Raw genomic sequence first — 16,224 nt, forward strand, 5'->3', positions numbered from 1 at the left:
CTTGATCGAACCTCAGGCTGAGCTTGCTGCTGCGAGAACGTTCTGCACCATTCGCAGGCTGTAATTTTTCGATGCAACAACGCAGAGCGCATAGATCACTAACAAGCTTGCACCGTATATAGCACTCTTGACCAATTCCTCAGTCGCCCACCAAGCCAGCCAAGGAAGGGTTACCGACAACAGCGCCGTGATTGTTCCGATGTCTCGCGCGGCCAAATAGCGACCGTGCGCATCGAGCACCCCAACGTCTTCTCGGTGGCTACGATAGATGCTGTAGAAGAGTGCATTCTGCTTATCGCCCGCTCGAGGAAATGCTCCGTGCTCTGTTCGCAGTTTACGCATATCGACGTTAGCGGCGGCGGGACCGATCTTTGAAAATGCGCGCGATCCAGGCAACGGGTCTTTCCAACGCCAATGCATAATTCGGTCGCGCCATATGGGCGGAATGAAGCCCAGCAGTAGTAGCGAAGCAATCACGATGAGCCCGAGAGCGGCCGTACCCGGCGCGGCAAACGCCTCCAACTGGTTCGTTAATGTGGCTCGGTCTGCGGACAGGAGCCCTATTGGCTCTGTCGTTACCCAGACGAAGGCGAGAAAGTGACCGACCATCGCGGCTCTGATCAGCCAGGCATTCTGCTCCTTCAACGATCTGCCTTCAGCCATCAATCCTGTCCCTTAGTGTGCATGAGAGCATGAAATCGCTTAGGCGTGGCGATGAGTAAGATAGACGGAGGCGTACGCTCTGCCGCCAACTCAGCCGCGGTATTCCAGTCAGTCCCGGATGGACCGGTATCCTGAAGGTGACTGTGCCAGGTCCCCACGTCGAATAGCGTCCTTCCACTCGCTTCGTGTCGTGCCTCAATGGCTGCATGGAGTCCCTGAGTGCCCAGCATAAACAGTGTAGCGCTCCGCGTACTGTCTGGCGGAGCGTCCAGTAAATCTACGACGGTAACTGACTTCAGGCGCGCGCTTGTGCAACCGATCATTACCCCTCCCGTTTCGACTGCCGAGTAGGATGCTGCTTCCGCACGAATGCGGTCAGCCACGCGCTTCGATATTCTAAGCTCCCAGCCATCGGTTCCGGCGATAGTGACGGTCTCAAATGCGGGAACCTGGTACCGGACCCACCTGGTGGCGGGAGTGTCATCGCCCATTGTGCCCATCACGATTGTACCGTCTGTTGCAGGCGCCGCCAGCAGTGCATCGATCTCCACTGCAAGGCTAGCGGTCATTGCCGAAAGCCGCGCATCGCTCATCTTCATTGTCAGTGATCCGCAGCCCTGTCCGATCCGGATCTCTTCAAGTCCTTCGTCCTTATCGAATAGTAATTTGCCTGCTCGCGTGCCACCGATCGTTGCGTACATTTCGGCCATGAGATCGGCGTGGTTCGGATTGTGCTTCGGTCCGTCGGCCAAAAGGAAAGCTCCACGCCCGCTGCCAAACAACGCGGCTTCGAAGAGCCGCGGCCGGTAGCGTGGCGTTGCGGCATCGACTAGCGCCTCGCGCACCGACAGCGATGCGGTCGAGTTGATGATCGCGCCAGCATGTTTCGGTAAGAGCGCCTCGGCTATCTTTGGATCACGCAAGTCACTACCCAGATCGCCCTTGTGCACCTCAGGCCGCAAATTGAACCCCTCAAGCTCCTTGGCAAGTGCATCGGCCTTGTTTTCGGTGACGTGCGAGGGACCAAGCGCGTGCCGGGCCATATTATGTGGGCGGAGGCTCGATTGATCGCTGACGCACAAGATGTTCTGTCCGCTACGGGCGGCGTGGAGTGCAAGTTTAGAACCGACGCTTCCGCAACCGAGCATAACGAGGGGTGATTGATCCGGTGAACCAGAGAGCGAGCGCAAAAGTGGCGCACTGATCGATTGGTAATGCGCGGCAGGCGAAACTGGTTCGTCGTCCCCTTGGGCGAAGAGCGATCTCCGTTCGGGTTCTGCACGAATATCCACAACGTAGGGCAAAAGCTCGATGTTTGATTCAGTACCGATAAGGTGGACCGGTCGGCGGGCGCAGAGAACTATGGCAACCGGAATTGGGGCGGGAAGCACAAAACCGTCAAAGCTGCGTTCGAGATTGCTCAGGAAGGCATTCAGCCCCCTGGCGCATCCGATCTCCTCGGCTCGGGCGCGAAGCTTGCCTAGTGTTTCCAAGTCCTCCGGCATGTAGGTCGAATGAACGAATGCGCTGCCGTCAGGATTCTTGTCCGGCCAGATGATCGCGACAACCGTACTTCCCATGCGGATGCCGCCACGCATAGGGCTCGCGGTGAATGTGTCATCCCCCTCGCTCGTTTTGAGCGGCGTTCGTTCGCCATCGCTCGACATCCACGCCTCTGCGTCGACGCCGAGCCGCCCGCTAGCATCGCCTCTGCGGTAGTACTTGCTCTTCCAGACGGCCCACCCGCCTTTCCGATCGACGAGAGATCGCGCATTCTCGGCATCTAGCTCGACTATGTCACGATAGCCGCGCCGCAACATGGGCTCCCACCCTTGGTCGGGATCGATCAGACCGTTGATTGCCGCTTTGCGGAGCCAAACTGCTAGCTGGTCGACAAGGTGAAACACGCCGTAATCGACGAGCCCGAACTGTAGGAAAAACTCATCCTGATTGCCGTCGATGAGGCACGGGCGCGGTGGCGTCGAGAATGGCATCAGATGCGGGAAGTGGCGGGGGAAGTCTTCACGCAAATAAAAGCGTGGCGACTGCCACGGCCAACTAGCCGGCAGTTTGAGTACCACTGGCTCGCAAGTGCGAACGCCACTCGAACTTACGCCATCCGCCTTCATGTCGAGTGGCATTTCTACGTTCATATCGATGCGGACACGTTCGAGCCCGTGTTCTTCTTCGAGAACTTCGCCGCCCACGCACTGCGAGTGCTGAAGCGCTACCCGCAGAACATGATCGGCAGCGCTGGCCTCATCATCGGCTGCCATCGGCGCGTCCGTGAGCGCGAGCCTGGCTCGCGGTGGCACCTATGCCCATCGCTGCCGCGGCGGCCTTGGCGGCGCTCTTCACTGTCTTTGTGATTCCGCTGGCAGTGATCTCGTACTCGAGCGAGCGTTCCTCATCTTCCCAGACATCGGCGACGCAGATGAACCGATCATTTTTGCCGTCAACGATGGCGATGTATTCGCGCTTGGCGCGATCGCAGGGCGGGTCCGAGTCGTTGGGATCGATCTTCTTCGAACTCGCTACCACGATAGCGCCCTTGCGGATTTGTCCGAGCGCGTTGCGTGCCGCCTCGCAGACCTTCGCGTCCTCGCCCATTTCGGACCAGCTGTCGTAGCTGAGGCTGTGCCAAGAGCAATGATGGGGAGCCTGCAGGATATCGTAGTTGAGCCAGTCGGCATTGTTGTCGCTCAGATCGTCCCAAAGCCGCTCCCAGATCGCCACCTCGGCATCGCCACCGGAGAGGAAGCGGCACTTGTCAAGGATTCCGCCGCCACGGATCGAGAACCGGATAATGACCGACGAGCAGTTCTTGGTGAGCAATTCCTCGGTGTCTTCGTCGTCCCCTTTGGGGAGCGGGGCAAGCAGTCGGCCCTCAAACGCGCTGGAGCTATTTTCGTTGAGCTTGGTGACCGTCTCGTTTGTCTTCACGACGATCTCGAGGATATCATCGGTCTTGCCGTCCTCGTCCTCCCCCATGATCTGAATGCGGTCGCCTTCGTCCGCTGTAGTGCCGTTCTCGCGGAACAGCGCGACGCGGCGTCGTGCCTCCTTCGCCCACGCTTTCGCGTCTGGGCAGAGCGTGTGGCTCTTACTTGCTCTGCGAAAAATCACGGGGGACGACCACATCTCGTGGATGAGGATCTTGTCATCATCCTTGCTCCAGTCCTCGGGTGGACCAAGGTGGAAGTGAGTCTCGAGCCCAGTAATGTGGTCCTTGTCAGGGTGGCTGAGCAAGAACCCGTCCACATATAGTCGGCCCTCGGTGTCCCGGTTCAGCCGCTCGCGCAGATCGGCCATGACGTCCGGTGTGTCGTCGCCATCGTTGTCAGCGGCCTTGCGCACGTGAAGGTCGATCAAGAGCTTTTGATCGTTATCCAGCGTCACCAAGGTCATGTCGCCGTTGCCGACGGGGAAAAACACGATTGAAGCAGTCATCTTCTAACCTTCCGTTGCGCCCAGCGATGGTCCATTCGCGGCAGAAGGATCGCTTTCCGCCTGTCAATCGAGCACGCTCCAGCGTAGCAAGGGTGTGGACCGATGAGTCGCGGGACTATATGGGTATCGTGACTTTACCCGTCAAGTTTCGCAAGGGGTTAAAATGGCAGACGACGAGAACCGCCGATCGTGGACCCAGATCCGGCGCTTTGAATTCATCGAATGGAAACTCTTCTGGGAAGGTTTGCTCAACCGCAGCGACCTTGAAGACCAGTTTGATATCTCCACGCCACAGGCTTCGGTCGACCTGCGGAATTATCGGGAGGAGGCGGGTGAGAACATAACATACGACGCGACGGTAAAGTCCTTTGTCCCAGCACCAGACCTAAAGCCAAGGTTTCTCAAGGCTTCAGCTGATCGGCTTCTGCTACAACTTCGTGCATGGATGACCGGGGCCCTTCCACGTGAAGACTTATGGTTCAAGACACTTCCACCTGTCGCAATCGCGCCGGACATTGTCCGGCATGTCGAACCGAAAATGCTGAGGGCGATCTTGCGCGCAATCCAGCGTAAAGAGGCTATCAACGTCCTCTATCAATCACTGACGAATACCCGATGGCGGATGGTCGCGCCCCACGCATTAGCATTCGACGGTTATCGTTGGCACATGCGCGCTTGGGCCTGCGACCGAGGAGATTTTCGAGACTTCGTAATAAGTCGGGTGCAGAAAATCGGGAAGTCGGAAGCGGCGAGCTATGATGTTGCTGATGATATCGAGTGGAACACTATCACCACGTTACGTCTCTGTCCCCACCCCGGCCTCAGTGACGAACAGGCTGCCGCGATCCGGCGCGACTACGGCATGAAGGGGAACTGCCGCTCCATAGAGGTGCGCCTTTCGCTCGCCTATTACTTTATTATGCGCATGAACCTCGATCTTGCGGATCTTCCGCCTCAACGCGCTCAAGTCTCTCTGGAAAATCTTTCCGAGGTGAAAGAGCAAATTGAGAAAGCCCGTGCTGAGACCAAGCGGCGACTTGCGCTTTAACGGACTACAGAAGGCGCGTCGGCCTTCCTGAATTGATTCGCAAGTCTTCCAACTGCCTGCCTGCGAACTCGATCACAGAGACAGGGGCAACTAAGTGAAGAACTCGCTTGCTTGGGGGTGCCCAGCGAGCTGCGGCGGACGATAGCATTGCGAGCATTCCGGGTGAGGTACTGCAGGCGCTTCAAGTCGCTCGACAACGGTTGGATGCAGACGAAACTGGGCTTCGACAACGCGAGGGCCGCGTTTCCACCTTTTCTTGAAATACCATCGATCCGACATCCACACTTCATCGTGCTGAAGTCCAAGAGGGTCCGGCGTGGTAGCGAGAAGCTCTTCCCTGACGAGGATAGAGGGAATGCAGGCTTTCAGTTCCCCAACCATCCACTCGAGCGCGATATCGCTCAATCGGGATTCGTCCTCGGGATAGCTGCCGCCAACATCGCTGTGGCAGCCGGCGAACCATATCTGGTCGAGCCATATAGGATTTTTGCCATCGTTCTCCTGGACACCGGCCTGCGTTCCCCATTCCACGCGTGGAAAGTCAGCTCGATTTTCATCGATGGATAGGGCGTGGCGCGCAAAACCAACCTTGGGGGAAAGCCAACGGTCGTAATTCTCCTTCCTCCAATAGGCGCGGTGCGTGTTGCGATAGATCTTCAGCCAATTAAGCGGATTCCAGAGGCTTAGCGGTGAATCCGGAGATTCTTCAAAATAGCGTATCTGTTTTGTGACAGTTCGGATGTAGCCGGTCAGTGCTGCTCCGGTCAGCAGGCCAAAAACCAAGCTCCAGCCCCAGTGCCAGCCGGACAAAATGCTGACTGTGAGTAGCAGCGCAGCAATTGCAACCGCGCCACGTACCAGCCAGGCTACCGCCACATTCTGAAGTGCAGCGACCGTATCGAAGACGCCAATGAAATCAGGCTCGACATTGCCACGCAGATTATCGGAACCGTCGCAGGCTGTGCATCCATAAGCTACGCGGAACCGCCGCCCCTTTTCCTCCCGTTGTGTAAAATAGGGCTGTTGGTCGCGTGGTTTCCCCGTACCGTGGCTGTACACCGATTTTACCGCTTCGGTTGCAACCGCGCGAAGCGCCGAACCGTATCGTGGGATTGGCGACCCGTCGGGAAGCCGGGTCGGCACCCCACATAGATTCATCATATTGGCAAGCGCGCGGACCGTGTATGCGCCACGGGAAAAGCCGATCAGGATGATGCGGTCGCCTGGCTGATAGTAGGAAATGATCTTGGCATAACAATCGATCATATTGTCCTCGATGCCAGCGCCCACAGCTGCCTCAAGACCGCTCTTGATCTTCGAAGCGGTCACTCCATCGATTTCACCAGCTCCGAGGCCCGGGTCGTAATAGGCGACCTGATCGTGGTAGGAGATCGGCGAAGATGGACCGGGCCGCATTGCGCGATACATTTTGTAAACGTTAGATAGTCGCTGGTCAGGACGCAGGCCGCCAATCTGTCCGGTGCCGTCTGCAAATATAAGTATGTTCTTCGCCAAAATGCCCCTCCACCGCGTAGTCTGTGGCCAATAATCCTATCATAAATTTATCAGTCAGCTTTATCGAACTACATCCGGAAAGCTGCCATTCCGCTGCCGACCCTTGGCTGTTTTTCAATGTGTTACTAACTTGAGCGTCGCTTACGCAATGCTCGGTCTTTTATAGAAGCTGTCATTCGGCCTTCTTCATGTGCTGCAACGCCAGCCACCAGGGCATCGCGCAATGGCGCATAGTCGAGGACGTTGACCGGTGCGGCCCTCACCTTCATCGCTCCACGCTTCAAACCGCCGAATTTCCTGTTAGTAGCAAAGGGCAGGCGTGGGACGATGAGATGGATCAGAAAGCCAAACATTGTCCAATCCATTGCAAATCCGCAAGGTAGTCCCTTCTTGCTCTTTATCGTAAAAGCCTCTGGTGTTTTTATGAGTTGCCCCATCACGGACTGATCGAATCCTCCTCCGGTCCGTTCGAACGGATCTGTCAAACGGGCAACGCGAACGGTGCAAGATCGCAAGACCTGGTCTGTTGGAAGGCGCAGGACCGCTTCAAGCTCACTTAGGTGGCCTGCTGCCAAATTCACCTTCAGATACATGTTCGCCGGTGAACGGGAGATTCGCCAGGCAACAGCAACAATTGCATGCGCCAGCTGATTTGCGGAGAATGCGAGAATCGGGGCGGTAGATCCTGACAGAACAGCTTTCTCCAGTCGCTTGAGTGCGTTGGAAAGCGGACCATCGAATCTACGATTGAATTCGCATTCACACTCCGCGCACAACATTGGAAATTCCCCGGTGTCGGTCGTGCGATGCACTACACCTTCGCGATCCGGTATTCCGATTGCGCTGCCACTTCCTGCAGCGAGCAACGGCCGAAATGCCGCTTTTGGGATTGCATGGGACAAGACAAGTTTCTTGTCGCGGCGGCAGTACGCACAGCGACCACTTGCTGACTGGTCCTCTGGAGAGCCTTCCATATAGAGCCAGACTAGCCTTTCGTTTCAGTGAGCCGAAGAATGACGCAAGTGTGTTACTACACACAACTTCTCGAATGTCTCTGTCGCCTCCTCGCTTGTCATGATCGGACCGTCCGATCGAGCCCGATCCGACGCCGATTTTCCGCCTTCGGTAGTTGTTGAAGGTGATAAGACGTGGGAAGGTTTGACCTCCGGCCCTTGTCCGAAATCCACCTACATTTTTCGGACAGTTTCCGGCTCGACTTTGTCCGAAATCATGCTACATATTTCGGACATGGGCGTCGAAATCTCTCCGCTGAAGTCGCAAATCCTCGAGCGTATCGGAAGGGGGGCGAAGAATGCTGTCTGGACGCCATCGGATTTCCTCGATCTCGCGAGCCGGGATGCTGTCGACAAGACACTACAACGTCTCGTGAAGACAGGAGACCTGCGCAGGATTGACCGTGGATTGTACGACAGGCCGGGCGTCAACAGCCTGACCAAGGAAAGAAGCGCACCGGATCCTCGTGCCATTGTCGAGGCAGTTGCGCGCCGCGATCAGATACGCGTTCTGGTTGACGGTATGACGGCCGCAAACGACCTCGGTCTCACAAATGCGGTGCCAGCGAAAATTGTCGTCCACAGCGAGGCAAGGCCTAAGTCGATCAAGCTTGGCAATCTCACCATCGACTTCAAGCAGACGGCTGCGAGTAAACTCTATTGGGCCGGTCGCCCGGCGATGCGGATCGTTCAGGCCCTGCATTGGCTGCGCGATACGATGCCTGGTGACGATGTTGCAGATTGGCAAGATCGCCTGATCAGCCTCCTCGCCGATCCTTTGCACGGCGAAAAGTTGCGAGCCGATCTGACGGATGGCTTCGCTACGCTTCCCGCCTGGATGCAGGATCTCCTGCGCCCTCTGCTGCGCGATCAGGCATCGTTCTCGTGACCCCTGCATTCGATGAAATCCTGCGTGCCGATGCAGACACACGCAGCGGGCTATACACAGCGACCGCGCAGAGGCTCGGTACGACGCCGCAGAACGTAGAAAAGGATCTCTGGGTCTGCTGGACGCTCGATGCGCTGTTCAACGGGCTTGGACAGGGGCCGCGGCTGCTGTTCAAGGGAGGCACTTCGCTGTCGAAGGCTTTCGGTTTGATCGAGCGCTTTTCCGAAGACATCGATGTGACTGTCTTCCGCGATGATCTGGGACATCCGGCTTCGGTCGAGGAACTCGCAGCGCTCAGTGGCAAGAAACGGCAAGCCGCGCTCGATGAAATCCGCGAAGCCTGTGAGGCCTTTATCAACGGGTCATTGCTGGAAGGGCTTGCGGCAATCTGCAACGAAACGTGCGCGCGCACGGGGATCGAAGCCGACGCACTACAGGTAAAGCCCGACTCACATGACCGACAGACACTATTGTTGGTTTATCCCAGTGCAACTCCGACCGACGCCTATATCGCCAAGGCGGTGAAAATCGAGTCAGGGGCAAAATCTGCGCTCGACCCAAATTCGCTGCGAACCATCACGCCCTATGTCGATGCCGACGTGCCGGATATCGACATCGCCGTGCCGAACGTCACGGTTGTCGATGCCGAGCGTACCTTCTGGGACAAGGTCGTCATCTTGCATGGACTGCGGCGCTGGTATGACATTCGGGGACAACTGCGCGGCAACGGACAACGTGTTTCTCGCCATTACTATGATGTGTTCCGTTTGCTCCAGTCCGACGCTGGCCAGGCAGCGCTGGCAGACCAGCCGCTGGGCGAAGACTGCGTCGCCCATGCTCGCATGTTCTTCAACAGGCCGCCCTTTGACCTGGCATCGGCACATGCCCCGTCATTTGCTTTGTGTCCCGAGAAGGGGATGATCGATGATTTGCGCCAGGACTATCGCGCAATGAGTGTCATGATCTTCGGCGAACCGCCACCCTTCGATGAAGTGATAGAGGCGGTGGCCGACCTGCAGCACCGTCTTAACGATCAGTCATGACGGGCTTCTTCAAACGTCTGTTCGAAAAGCGTGCTCCAGACCAGGAAGAGCAGGTCGCGCGGTCACAGGAAAGGCTGGAGATCGACGAGTTCGGTCATGGCCTCGTCAGCATTCCGCAACTCGATTTTGTTGGCCATCAAGCCAGATCGCCCAATCGCCGCTTCCGTCTGATCTGGGCCGACCGAACGCCTGACGGTTTGCGCGGCGGGAACCGCGAGAGCGGGCACGGCTCCTGGTCGCTGCTTCTCGACGACCGCATCGTGAGTTCGGGCAAGCTTGAGCGACCGCAGGAGGGGAAGGTCGCCGACAATGGCACCTTCATCCTTCACGACTGGATGTTCGGACATGGCTTGCACGGTCGATTTGTAGCCTGCGATTCCCAAGGTCAAACGCTCATCGCGCAGCAGTTTTCTGCCAATCTCATGAGTAACGGCCTGTCTCCCGACGGTCGTTACGCAATCTGCCAGACAGCCAATGCCCCAGGGAGCGACGACAGTTGTCGATACATGCTTTTCGACCTCGAAGCTGGTCGGGAAATTGCGCGATGGGAAGTCGAGACCGGTTGGGCCGAGGGCTATAAGTGGGATTGTGATGCCGGCAGGGTAATCATTTGCTTGAAGGACGGTGAGCAAGCGATCTACGACTTTGCCGGCGCCATGGTCGATCGAGAGGGCTGGCGCCGCCGCCGTATCGCTGCTGGTGACCTGGGCGTGATCAAAGATGTCCTGTCATCGCAAGCGTCCCTAGACCGCGAAATGCGGCATGACATCGCAGCTGGACTGAGGCGTGCAGCGCGCGAGGGAGAGATTTGGAGCCAGGCCCGCGCGTTTCGGCTTCTGGGCGAATTGCATGAAACAGAAGGCGAGCTGGAAAAGGCGGTCAAGGCCTATGACGATGCGCTGAGGCTCGATCCAAAGGTCGGCGTTGCCCGGAGGGTAGAAAAGCTTCGCAAGGAAACGGGGCAGCAGGAGATCAAACGCGGGAGTGGGAGACAAAGTCGGTTTGAAAAGCAGGCCGAACGTCTTGGTATCGGGCACGATGTGATCATGCTCGAAAAGGGCACCGGCAAGGACTGGAGACTTCACACGGTCCACGACTGGTCATTGGTCGAATTCGCTGCGCTCGAACACTATCTTGAACAGGGATGGTCAGGTGCCGCCTCCGAAGGCGGCTTAATCCTCACGTTGATAAAGGCCGCATCATTCCCAAGGCTTGATCCGCGCCACGCCGATACCTTTGTCGAAGCGTTCTATGCCCAGAACGTCGCCTTCGCGCAGGACAAATTTACCAAAGACCAACTCCTCGCTTCGGTTTCCCGAGCGACGCGGTCCCAGATCGAAGACAACTGGAAGATTATCTCCGCGAGCGCTGGCAATACTCCCGCATTCTATCCCAACGTTCGTGCAGAGCATGTTTTCGGCCTCTTCGAGGCATTGGGGAGCGATCGTCTTGTAGAGATTGCCAATGTCTTTGCTGCCGCGCCCTATGATCTCCGCTCAGGCTGGCCCGACCTAACCCTGTGGAAGGGCAAATCAGTCCGCTTTGTCGAAGTGAAGGCGCCTTCGGATAGCTTTCATGCAAGTCAGGCACGACTGATATCGAAATTGCTCCTGCCCCTCGGTTTCGACGTTGGACTAGGCGAAGTTAGACCGAGGTCATGAAAAATCGGTGTCTTCGTCACAGGCCTAAAGCGACCGCCCAAACCAGATGACCCGCCCGACGATATGCACTTCGGTCCGGTCCATGTCGTTCCATGTCGGGTAGGCCGGATTGTCGCTGGCAATTGTGATCTGCCGGCCGCCCGGCTTGATGGCGATCCGCTTGACCACCAGCGCGTCATCGGCACGAAGGACATAGATACCGTCGCGAAGACGCGAAGCATGGTCGGAAGCATCGACCAGGACTTCGTCGCCATCGCTCAAAGTGGGTTCCATGGAATCGCCTGCGACGCGGACGATCGACAGGCTGGCGCTCTTGGCTGAGGTCAGGCCCCGTAGCCAACGCTCATCAAAGCCAAAGCGCGTCTGTGCATTCTCGCTGGAGGCGATCGCCCCGAAACCTGCAGAAGCTTCCACCTCGAGAACCGGGATCTCGATGAGGCCATCGACTTCAGTGTTTGCCGGGCCGCCCAGGACCTGCTCATCGACGCCGAGGAAGCTTGCCAGAATGCGGCGATCTTCGGAATCGAGCGTGCGGGGCGAGCCGCGCTTGATGAACTGCTGGATGTAGCTGGGGTTACGACCGAGCATCCGCGAAATCGCGGCATAGCCGTAATTCCCTTTGCGGAGCAGCCGGTCGAGCTCCTCGCGGACATGTTCCATTTCTTTCGCGTCCTTCGTACTGGATCGTAGGATTCTTCCTAGACCCGAGGATGCATTCCTACTAAGAACATAACAAGAACACAAGTGATTCTTGGAAAGCGATGCGAGTTGTCGATGACCTTACTGGAACGGATCGAAATCTATCTGACAGATAACGACATTTCCGCGACCACCTTTGGGCGCGCGGCAGTGGGCGATCCCCGCTTCGTCCTCGATCTCAGGGCAGGGCGGAAGCCGCGCAAGCGGACTATCCGCAAGCTGGAAGACTACCTCTCGGAACATGAAGCACAAAGGAGACCAGACAGCGATGACCGCGTTACTGTTTCAGGTTGCCGCGATCCCCAAGCTGCGAGAAGCGCTCGGCAACCTGGCGCCACAACTGCACGCCGCCATGCTCGCCCGAGCTCTCCAGGTCAGCAATGCGCTCTGCGATAAATTCCTGGCCGCTGTCGCCGTGATGTTTCTCAACCCACAGCGCCATTCCCCAGAGTTCCTCGTCCCTGGTCAGGGCCACAGCGGGCCACCCAAGGCGGCGAGCATTCCGAAGATCACGAGGGTGCCTACGAAGAGTGCCTCTAGCCTGAAGAGCCAGCCGACCTTGATTTTCTCAGCACGCTCGGATGTGCCCCTATCACGCATCAGCACCACGGCTCCCTGCGACCCGTCCATGTGCGCGCCAGCCCTTCGGACACGAGCTGGTCGCCCAGTGAGCGTCCGCCGCGCATTATGACGCGGAGCTTGCGCCCATACTGGTCTTCGTCCCGACTCCCGATTGCCGCGAGCGAGAACTCGCCTTCGTTGAGCAAGATGACGAGCCGATCACGCGCCCGGATACCCAGCGCGTATTCGGCATCGCATTGCGGCTGGGAAATCTCGGGCGTGTCGATATCGGCGATGCGGATCTTCACGCCTTCAAGCCAGATTGTGTCGCCATCGACGACGCAGGTGCGGCGAACGAGGCCGCAGACCGCGAAGGTGTGGCGCGGAGCTTGCTGTGCGCTAGCCGCAAATGACGACCAGTTAATGCTGACGATGCCGATTGCCGTTCCTAGCAGCATGCCGCCTGCAGCGAGCATGGACACGGTCGACAACCGTTTGCGCTTCTGGCGCCGAAGTTCCTCACGGAAATCGAACACCTTCGCACCGTCAGATGTCCCAGGTTGCGCCCGGTCGGAGAAGTTTTCGCTCACCAGCAGCCCAGGTGGAATATTCGCCAAGTCATGCGGTCCTTCTGCCATCACTGCAACTTCGCGCCAAGCGGGCAGCCTCGCAATCACACTGATTTTCGGCTATAAATGTGGTCGGTCCTCTCCAATTGGTGAGAGAAGAGGTGAGATTGTGGCCTGAGTGAAAAGAGACAAGCAATGACCTATCCTGACAACTCCCCACCGCCATCGAAGGACGACTGGCAGGGCTTTCGCGAGGTGGATCGCGCCATCGCAGAGAACCGGCTGACTGCCTACAGTTGGAAGAAAGCTTGGGCCGACCCTTTGGGGCGACTGAAGCTCATCCTAATATTTGTCGGGCTAGCAGCGTTCGTTGGCTTCGTTGTTGTTCAAGACCTAATCCTCTAATTCTACCATTCCTTGATCTCGTCGGCGGCTTCCTCGCTAGCGCCGCGCGCATTGCGCGTGCGCCCATCAAGGTAGTCACCCACAGTATCAACCCGTTCGCCGCCCCAACCCTGGACGCGGTCGACCGTTCGGCCAATATCTGCGGGATCAACTGGAGAGCCAGACAGTCGCCCTGGCGCCGATCCCAGCCTCGCCGAGCCTCGCACGTCACCCCGGCCGCTAATGGTGGGCCGGGAGATCGGAGCGGCGGCCGGCAGGCTGAGTTCGTCCTCGATATCCGCATGAAGCCTGTCGGCATAGCTGGCGACAAAGCGCGCCTGCAATTGCTGTCCGGCCGGGCTCATCTGGAAATCGATGTCGTCGAAGCGCACGGGACCATAGTAGTCGCGGTTGGCCTCGATCTCGGCCATGCCCCATTCGCGATAGGCCTGGCTCAGATTGAGCGTACCCGCAGCATTGGCGCTCTCGTACCAGCTCGCCTGATCTTCAAGACGGCTGGCCAGCTCCTCTGCACGACGTGCTTCGATCGTGTAGCTCTGGGCCTCGGTCAGCGAGGTATTGAGGCCGGAAGCGGTACTTGAAACCAGGCTTTCGGAACTGGAACTGGTCTCACGCAGGAAGCCTTCGCGCGTGCTCGACCAGTTGCGGCTCTCGGAGATCTGGGTGAGGGCAGCCAGCAAACGCGAGCGGTCTTCCGACGCTATGCCGATATCGCTGTCGGTCCAACTTTGGTTGCGTCCACCTCTCACACCCAAGCTAGCAGAACCCGGCCCGCGTTCGCCTTTTAAGCCCAACCCGGCGTCTCCATTCAGGAACCAAGAGACGGTGATGTCGTCCGAGGCCCGCCGCGACAGCCCGAACTGCTGCTGCAGCGTGCGCGAGGCATTATCGATCTCGCTGAATGCCGTGCCGATGCTGTCACCACTCGAGATGCCGCTGACGGTTTCGTTTGACTGGCCGGTCGAATAGGCATCGCGCAGCTCGAAGAAGCGGGTCACTGCCGAGCTCGTCGATTGCTGCGCAAGGTTCGAATAGGTCTCGCTCTGGCTGCGGCTTTGCCCGGCAATGGTCGAGAGCCTGCTCGAGAAATCCGAGCCCAGCGTAGGCGCAAAAGGATAGCTCGAGGTCGGGACATTCGCGAATTCGGCATCGGGAAAGCCCGTGGTCTGCGTGCCGCTGTCGCCAAAACTGCGCGTCTGGCCTGCGCCATAAGCAATATTTGGTGCAAGATTGCCTTGCGCGAATTGCCGCGAGAAGACCGACGAGTTCTCAAGATTGGTGTTGCCGAGCGAGATATTGCCCGTGCTCGCTTCACGCGCAGCTTCCTCCGCCGCGTTCTGGCTCGGGTTAAGGTATGACGTCGCCTGGCCCGAGATCGCCATCGCGCCGCGCGCCACGCCGCCTGCCAGGAACGGAATTGAGGCAACGAGATAGCCAGCGAGCACGCCGATATCGGAGTTTACATCGGACATACCGGCGAATGTCGCGAGGCTGAGACCGGTATCGCCGCCAGCAGCAGCCACATCGCTCGCACCCTTGAACATGAGGATCATGTGGAGGATCACGAAGAGCGGTCCCCAGGCGGCGAGGTAGAAGAACCCGGTGACATAACCGCGCAGCGCAATTGGCCCGGTGCGCGGCATGAGGAAGAGCGGGAAAAGCACCGGGAAGAGCGCGTAGAAGACGACCGTCAGCACGACATTGAGGATCGGCACCCATTTCATGGAATTGTGCGCGATCGAGGAATAGGTGCGCTCGGTCTGGATATCGGCGCGGGTCTGGGCGAAGACATCGATGCTGCCCATGCCGCTCGCCCCGGCAAAACCGTGCATCGCCTGGTTCATGGCATTGATCGAGAGCACCTGGCGGAAGATGTCGCTGGCATTGCTCGAAACCCCCGAGAGGTAGCTGTAGGCAATCGGCAGGTCGGCAAAGAGCTTGGCGCGCGCGAGTGCTTCGGTCTGTCGCGGATAGAGCTGACGTCCGAAGGCCGTGCCCATATCATCGATCAGGTTCGCCCATTGGCCACCGAGCGTGTTGTAGGCTTCGCGGCAGGTGGTGACGACCGATGTGACCTCGCCGGTATTGACGTCGCGGATGAGGAAACGCTGTGCGCGCGCTTCGCTGCCCGGGCCGATCGTCGCCCAGATATCGGCGCTCTCGGCAAGCTCCTGCATCGAATAGCGGCCGAGCAGCACGTCGTAGAACACGCATTGCTTGAAATGCTCGTCGAGATTGGCAGCGAATTCGGGATCGGAGATGCGCAGGCCCCTTGTGGCTTCCAGAAGCCGCGCGCCGTAGATCATGCCGTTCTTCGAATAGTTGAGATCGTCGGGCAGGCCGAAAACCAGTTCGGCCGAGCGGGTGAGATAGTCGCCCGCCTGGCTGGTGAAACTCGCCATCAGCGCAAGCCCGAGCGGGACATTGGCCACTGTTGCCGGTGCGAGGCCCGGATTGACGCGATCGGTGACATGGACGTCCATGCGCGGGACCATCAGGCACATATAGATGAGCGTGGCACCGAGGAACCAGTTTACCCAGGCGCGCCAGTCCTGGTTGAAGGCGAGCACGATGACGCCCAATGCCATGCCCATTACGAGCGCGACCTGGATCAGGCTCTTGTAGCCCCCCGCGCCGGTCCAGGCGGCGACCGCGTTGAAGACATTGACGAGATATTCGCCGCCGCCGACCGTGTAGACTTCGACCAT

At 58.4% G+C, this 16,224-nt stretch carries 14 protein-coding genes; 5 read left to right on the forward strand and 9 right to left on the reverse strand.

The genetic code is table 11. The annotated features are described in order from the left end of the window. Positions 1-12 precede the first annotated feature (12 nt). The 3 genes from GRI89_RS15340 to GRI89_RS15350 are packed head-to-tail and all read right to left on the reverse strand — an operon-like array spanning position 13 to position 4,071. Positions 13-663: a hypothetical protein gene (locus tag GRI89_RS15340; RefSeq protein WP_159797511.1), complete on the reverse strand. Its 651-nt coding sequence runs from the start codon at positions 661-663 to the stop codon at positions 13-15. Beyond that, complete coding sequence (locus GRI89_RS15345) at positions 663-2,939, reverse strand: Mov34/MPN/PAD-1 family protein (protein WP_159797513.1); 2,277 nt, start codon at positions 2,937-2,939, stop codon at positions 663-665. Before GRI89_RS15345 ends, GRI89_RS15340 begins: the two co-directional genes overlap by 1 nt. Next, positions 2,926-4,071: a ComEC/Rec2 family competence protein gene (locus GRI89_RS15350; RefSeq protein WP_235913444.1), complete on the reverse strand. Its 1,146-nt coding sequence runs from the start codon at positions 4,069-4,071 to the stop codon at positions 2,926-2,928. Before GRI89_RS15350 ends, GRI89_RS15345 begins: the two co-directional genes overlap by 14 nt. 205 nt (positions 4,072-4,276) lie before the next feature. Between GRI89_RS15350 and GRI89_RS15355 the strand changes: the two genes are divergently transcribed. Continuing rightward, complete coding sequence (locus tag GRI89_RS15355; RefSeq protein ID WP_159797517.1) at positions 4,277-5,161, forward strand: helix-turn-helix transcriptional regulator; 885 nt, start codon at positions 4,277-4,279, stop codon at positions 5,159-5,161. Between the two features lie 90 nt (positions 5,162-5,251). On the opposite strand, the gene GRI89_RS15360 is transcribed toward GRI89_RS15355, so the two are convergent. Then, complete coding sequence (locus GRI89_RS15360; RefSeq protein WP_159797519.1) at positions 5,252-6,676, reverse strand: phospholipase effector Tle1 domain-containing protein; 1,425 nt, start codon at positions 6,674-6,676, stop codon at positions 5,252-5,254. Between the two features lie 125 nt (positions 6,677-6,801). Further along, positions 6,802-7,542, reverse strand: a complete 741-nt coding sequence (locus GRI89_RS15365; RefSeq protein WP_159797521.1) for a hypothetical protein — start codon at positions 7,540-7,542, stop codon at positions 6,802-6,804. 208 nt (positions 7,543-7,750) lie between these two features. Between GRI89_RS15365 and GRI89_RS15370 the strand changes: the two genes are divergently transcribed. From GRI89_RS15370 to GRI89_RS15380, 3 genes are read left to right on the forward strand one after another with little or no spacing between them, the layout of a single operon-like run. After that, a complete protein-coding gene (locus GRI89_RS15370) occupies positions 7,751-8,578 on the forward strand; it encodes a DUF6088 family protein (RefSeq protein WP_235913446.1) in 828 nt (275 codons plus the stop codon). After that, positions 8,575-9,621 (forward strand): nucleotidyl transferase AbiEii/AbiGii toxin family protein, encoded by a 1,047-nt coding sequence (locus GRI89_RS15375; RefSeq protein ID WP_328598298.1) that lies wholly within the window; start codon positions 8,575-8,577, stop codon positions 9,619-9,621. Before GRI89_RS15370 ends, GRI89_RS15375 begins: the two co-directional genes overlap by 4 nt. Next, entirely contained in the window at positions 9,618-11,282 is a 1,665-nt protein-coding gene (locus tag GRI89_RS15380) for a VRR-NUC domain-containing protein (RefSeq protein ID WP_159797523.1), read from the forward strand. The genes GRI89_RS15375 and GRI89_RS15380 overlap by 4 nt, the downstream gene beginning before the upstream one ends. A gap of 24 nt (positions 11,283-11,306) precedes the next feature. Here GRI89_RS15380 and GRI89_RS15385 read toward each other — a convergent pair whose 3' ends face one another. From GRI89_RS15385 to GRI89_RS15390, 3 genes are all read right to left on the reverse strand, one after another. Continuing rightward, positions 11,307-11,942, reverse strand: a complete 636-nt coding sequence (locus GRI89_RS15385; RefSeq protein WP_159797525.1) for a S24 family peptidase — start codon at positions 11,940-11,942, stop codon at positions 11,307-11,309. A 316-nt stretch (positions 11,943-12,258) separates the two neighbouring features. Further along, positions 12,259-12,456: a DUF6961 family protein gene (locus tag GRI89_RS17845; RefSeq protein ID WP_407924986.1), complete on the reverse strand. Its 198-nt coding sequence runs from the start codon at positions 12,454-12,456 to the stop codon at positions 12,259-12,261. Between the two features lie 124 nt (positions 12,457-12,580). Next, complete coding sequence (locus GRI89_RS15390; protein ID WP_235913448.1) at positions 12,581-13,180, reverse strand: thermonuclease family protein; 600 nt, start codon at positions 13,178-13,180, stop codon at positions 12,581-12,583. A gap of 126 nt (positions 13,181-13,306) precedes the next feature. Here GRI89_RS15390 and GRI89_RS15395 point away from each other — a divergent pair, with 126 nt between their 5' ends. Beyond that, the gene (locus GRI89_RS15395) at positions 13,307-13,516 is read left to right on the forward strand and encodes a hypothetical protein (RefSeq protein ID WP_159797527.1); all 210 of its coding nucleotides are present in this window, start codon (positions 13,307-13,309) and stop codon (positions 13,514-13,516) included. Positions 13,517-13,518: 2 nt separating this feature from the next. Here the strand turns inward: GRI89_RS15395 and GRI89_RS15400 are convergent, their stop codons facing one another. Then, a complete protein-coding gene (locus GRI89_RS15400; RefSeq protein ID WP_159797529.1) occupies positions 13,519-16,224 on the reverse strand; it encodes a conjugal transfer protein TraG N-terminal domain-containing protein in 2,706 nt (901 codons plus the stop codon).

Source organism: Croceibacterium salegens (genome assembly GCF_009827435.1).
GTDB classification, from domain to species: domain Bacteria; phylum Pseudomonadota; class Alphaproteobacteria; order Sphingomonadales; family Sphingomonadaceae; genus Croceibacterium_B; species Croceibacterium_B salegens.

Bases quoted from the DNA above. Each gene is read 5' to 3' on its own strand.
- GRI89_RS15370 (WP_235913446.1), top strand. From the start codon at position 7,751: ATGATCGGACCGTCCGATCGAGCCCGATCCGACGCCGATTTTCCGCCT.
- GRI89_RS15340 (WP_159797511.1), bottom strand. From the start codon at position 663: ATGGCTGAAGGCAGATCGTTGAAGGAGCAGAATGCCTGGCTGATCAGA.
- GRI89_RS15350 (WP_235913444.1), bottom strand. From the start codon at position 4,071: ATGACCTTGGTGACGCTGGATAACGATCAAAAGCTCTTGATCGACCTT.
- GRI89_RS15380 (WP_159797523.1), top strand. From the start codon at position 9,618: ATGACGGGCTTCTTCAAACGTCTGTTCGAAAAGCGTGCTCCAGACCAG.
- GRI89_RS15355 (WP_159797517.1), top strand. From the start codon at position 4,277: ATGGCAGACGACGAGAACCGCCGATCGTGGACCCAGATCCGGCGCTTT.
- GRI89_RS15385 (WP_159797525.1), bottom strand. From the start codon at position 11,942: ATGGAACATGTCCGCGAGGAGCTCGACCGGCTGCTCCGCAAAGGGAAT.
- GRI89_RS15390 (WP_235913448.1), bottom strand. From the start codon at position 13,180: ATGGCAGAAGGACCGCATGACTTGGCGAATATTCCACCTGGGCTGCTG.
- GRI89_RS15400 (WP_159797529.1), bottom strand. From the start codon at position 16,224: ATGGTCGAAGTCTACACGGTCGGCGGCGGCGAATATCTCGTCAATGTC.
- GRI89_RS15395 (WP_159797527.1), top strand. From the start codon at position 13,307: ATGACCTATCCTGACAACTCCCCACCGCCATCGAAGGACGACTGGCAG.
- GRI89_RS15345 (WP_159797513.1), bottom strand. From the start codon at position 2,939: ATGGCAGCCGATGATGAGGCCAGCGCTGCCGATCATGTTCTGCGGGTA.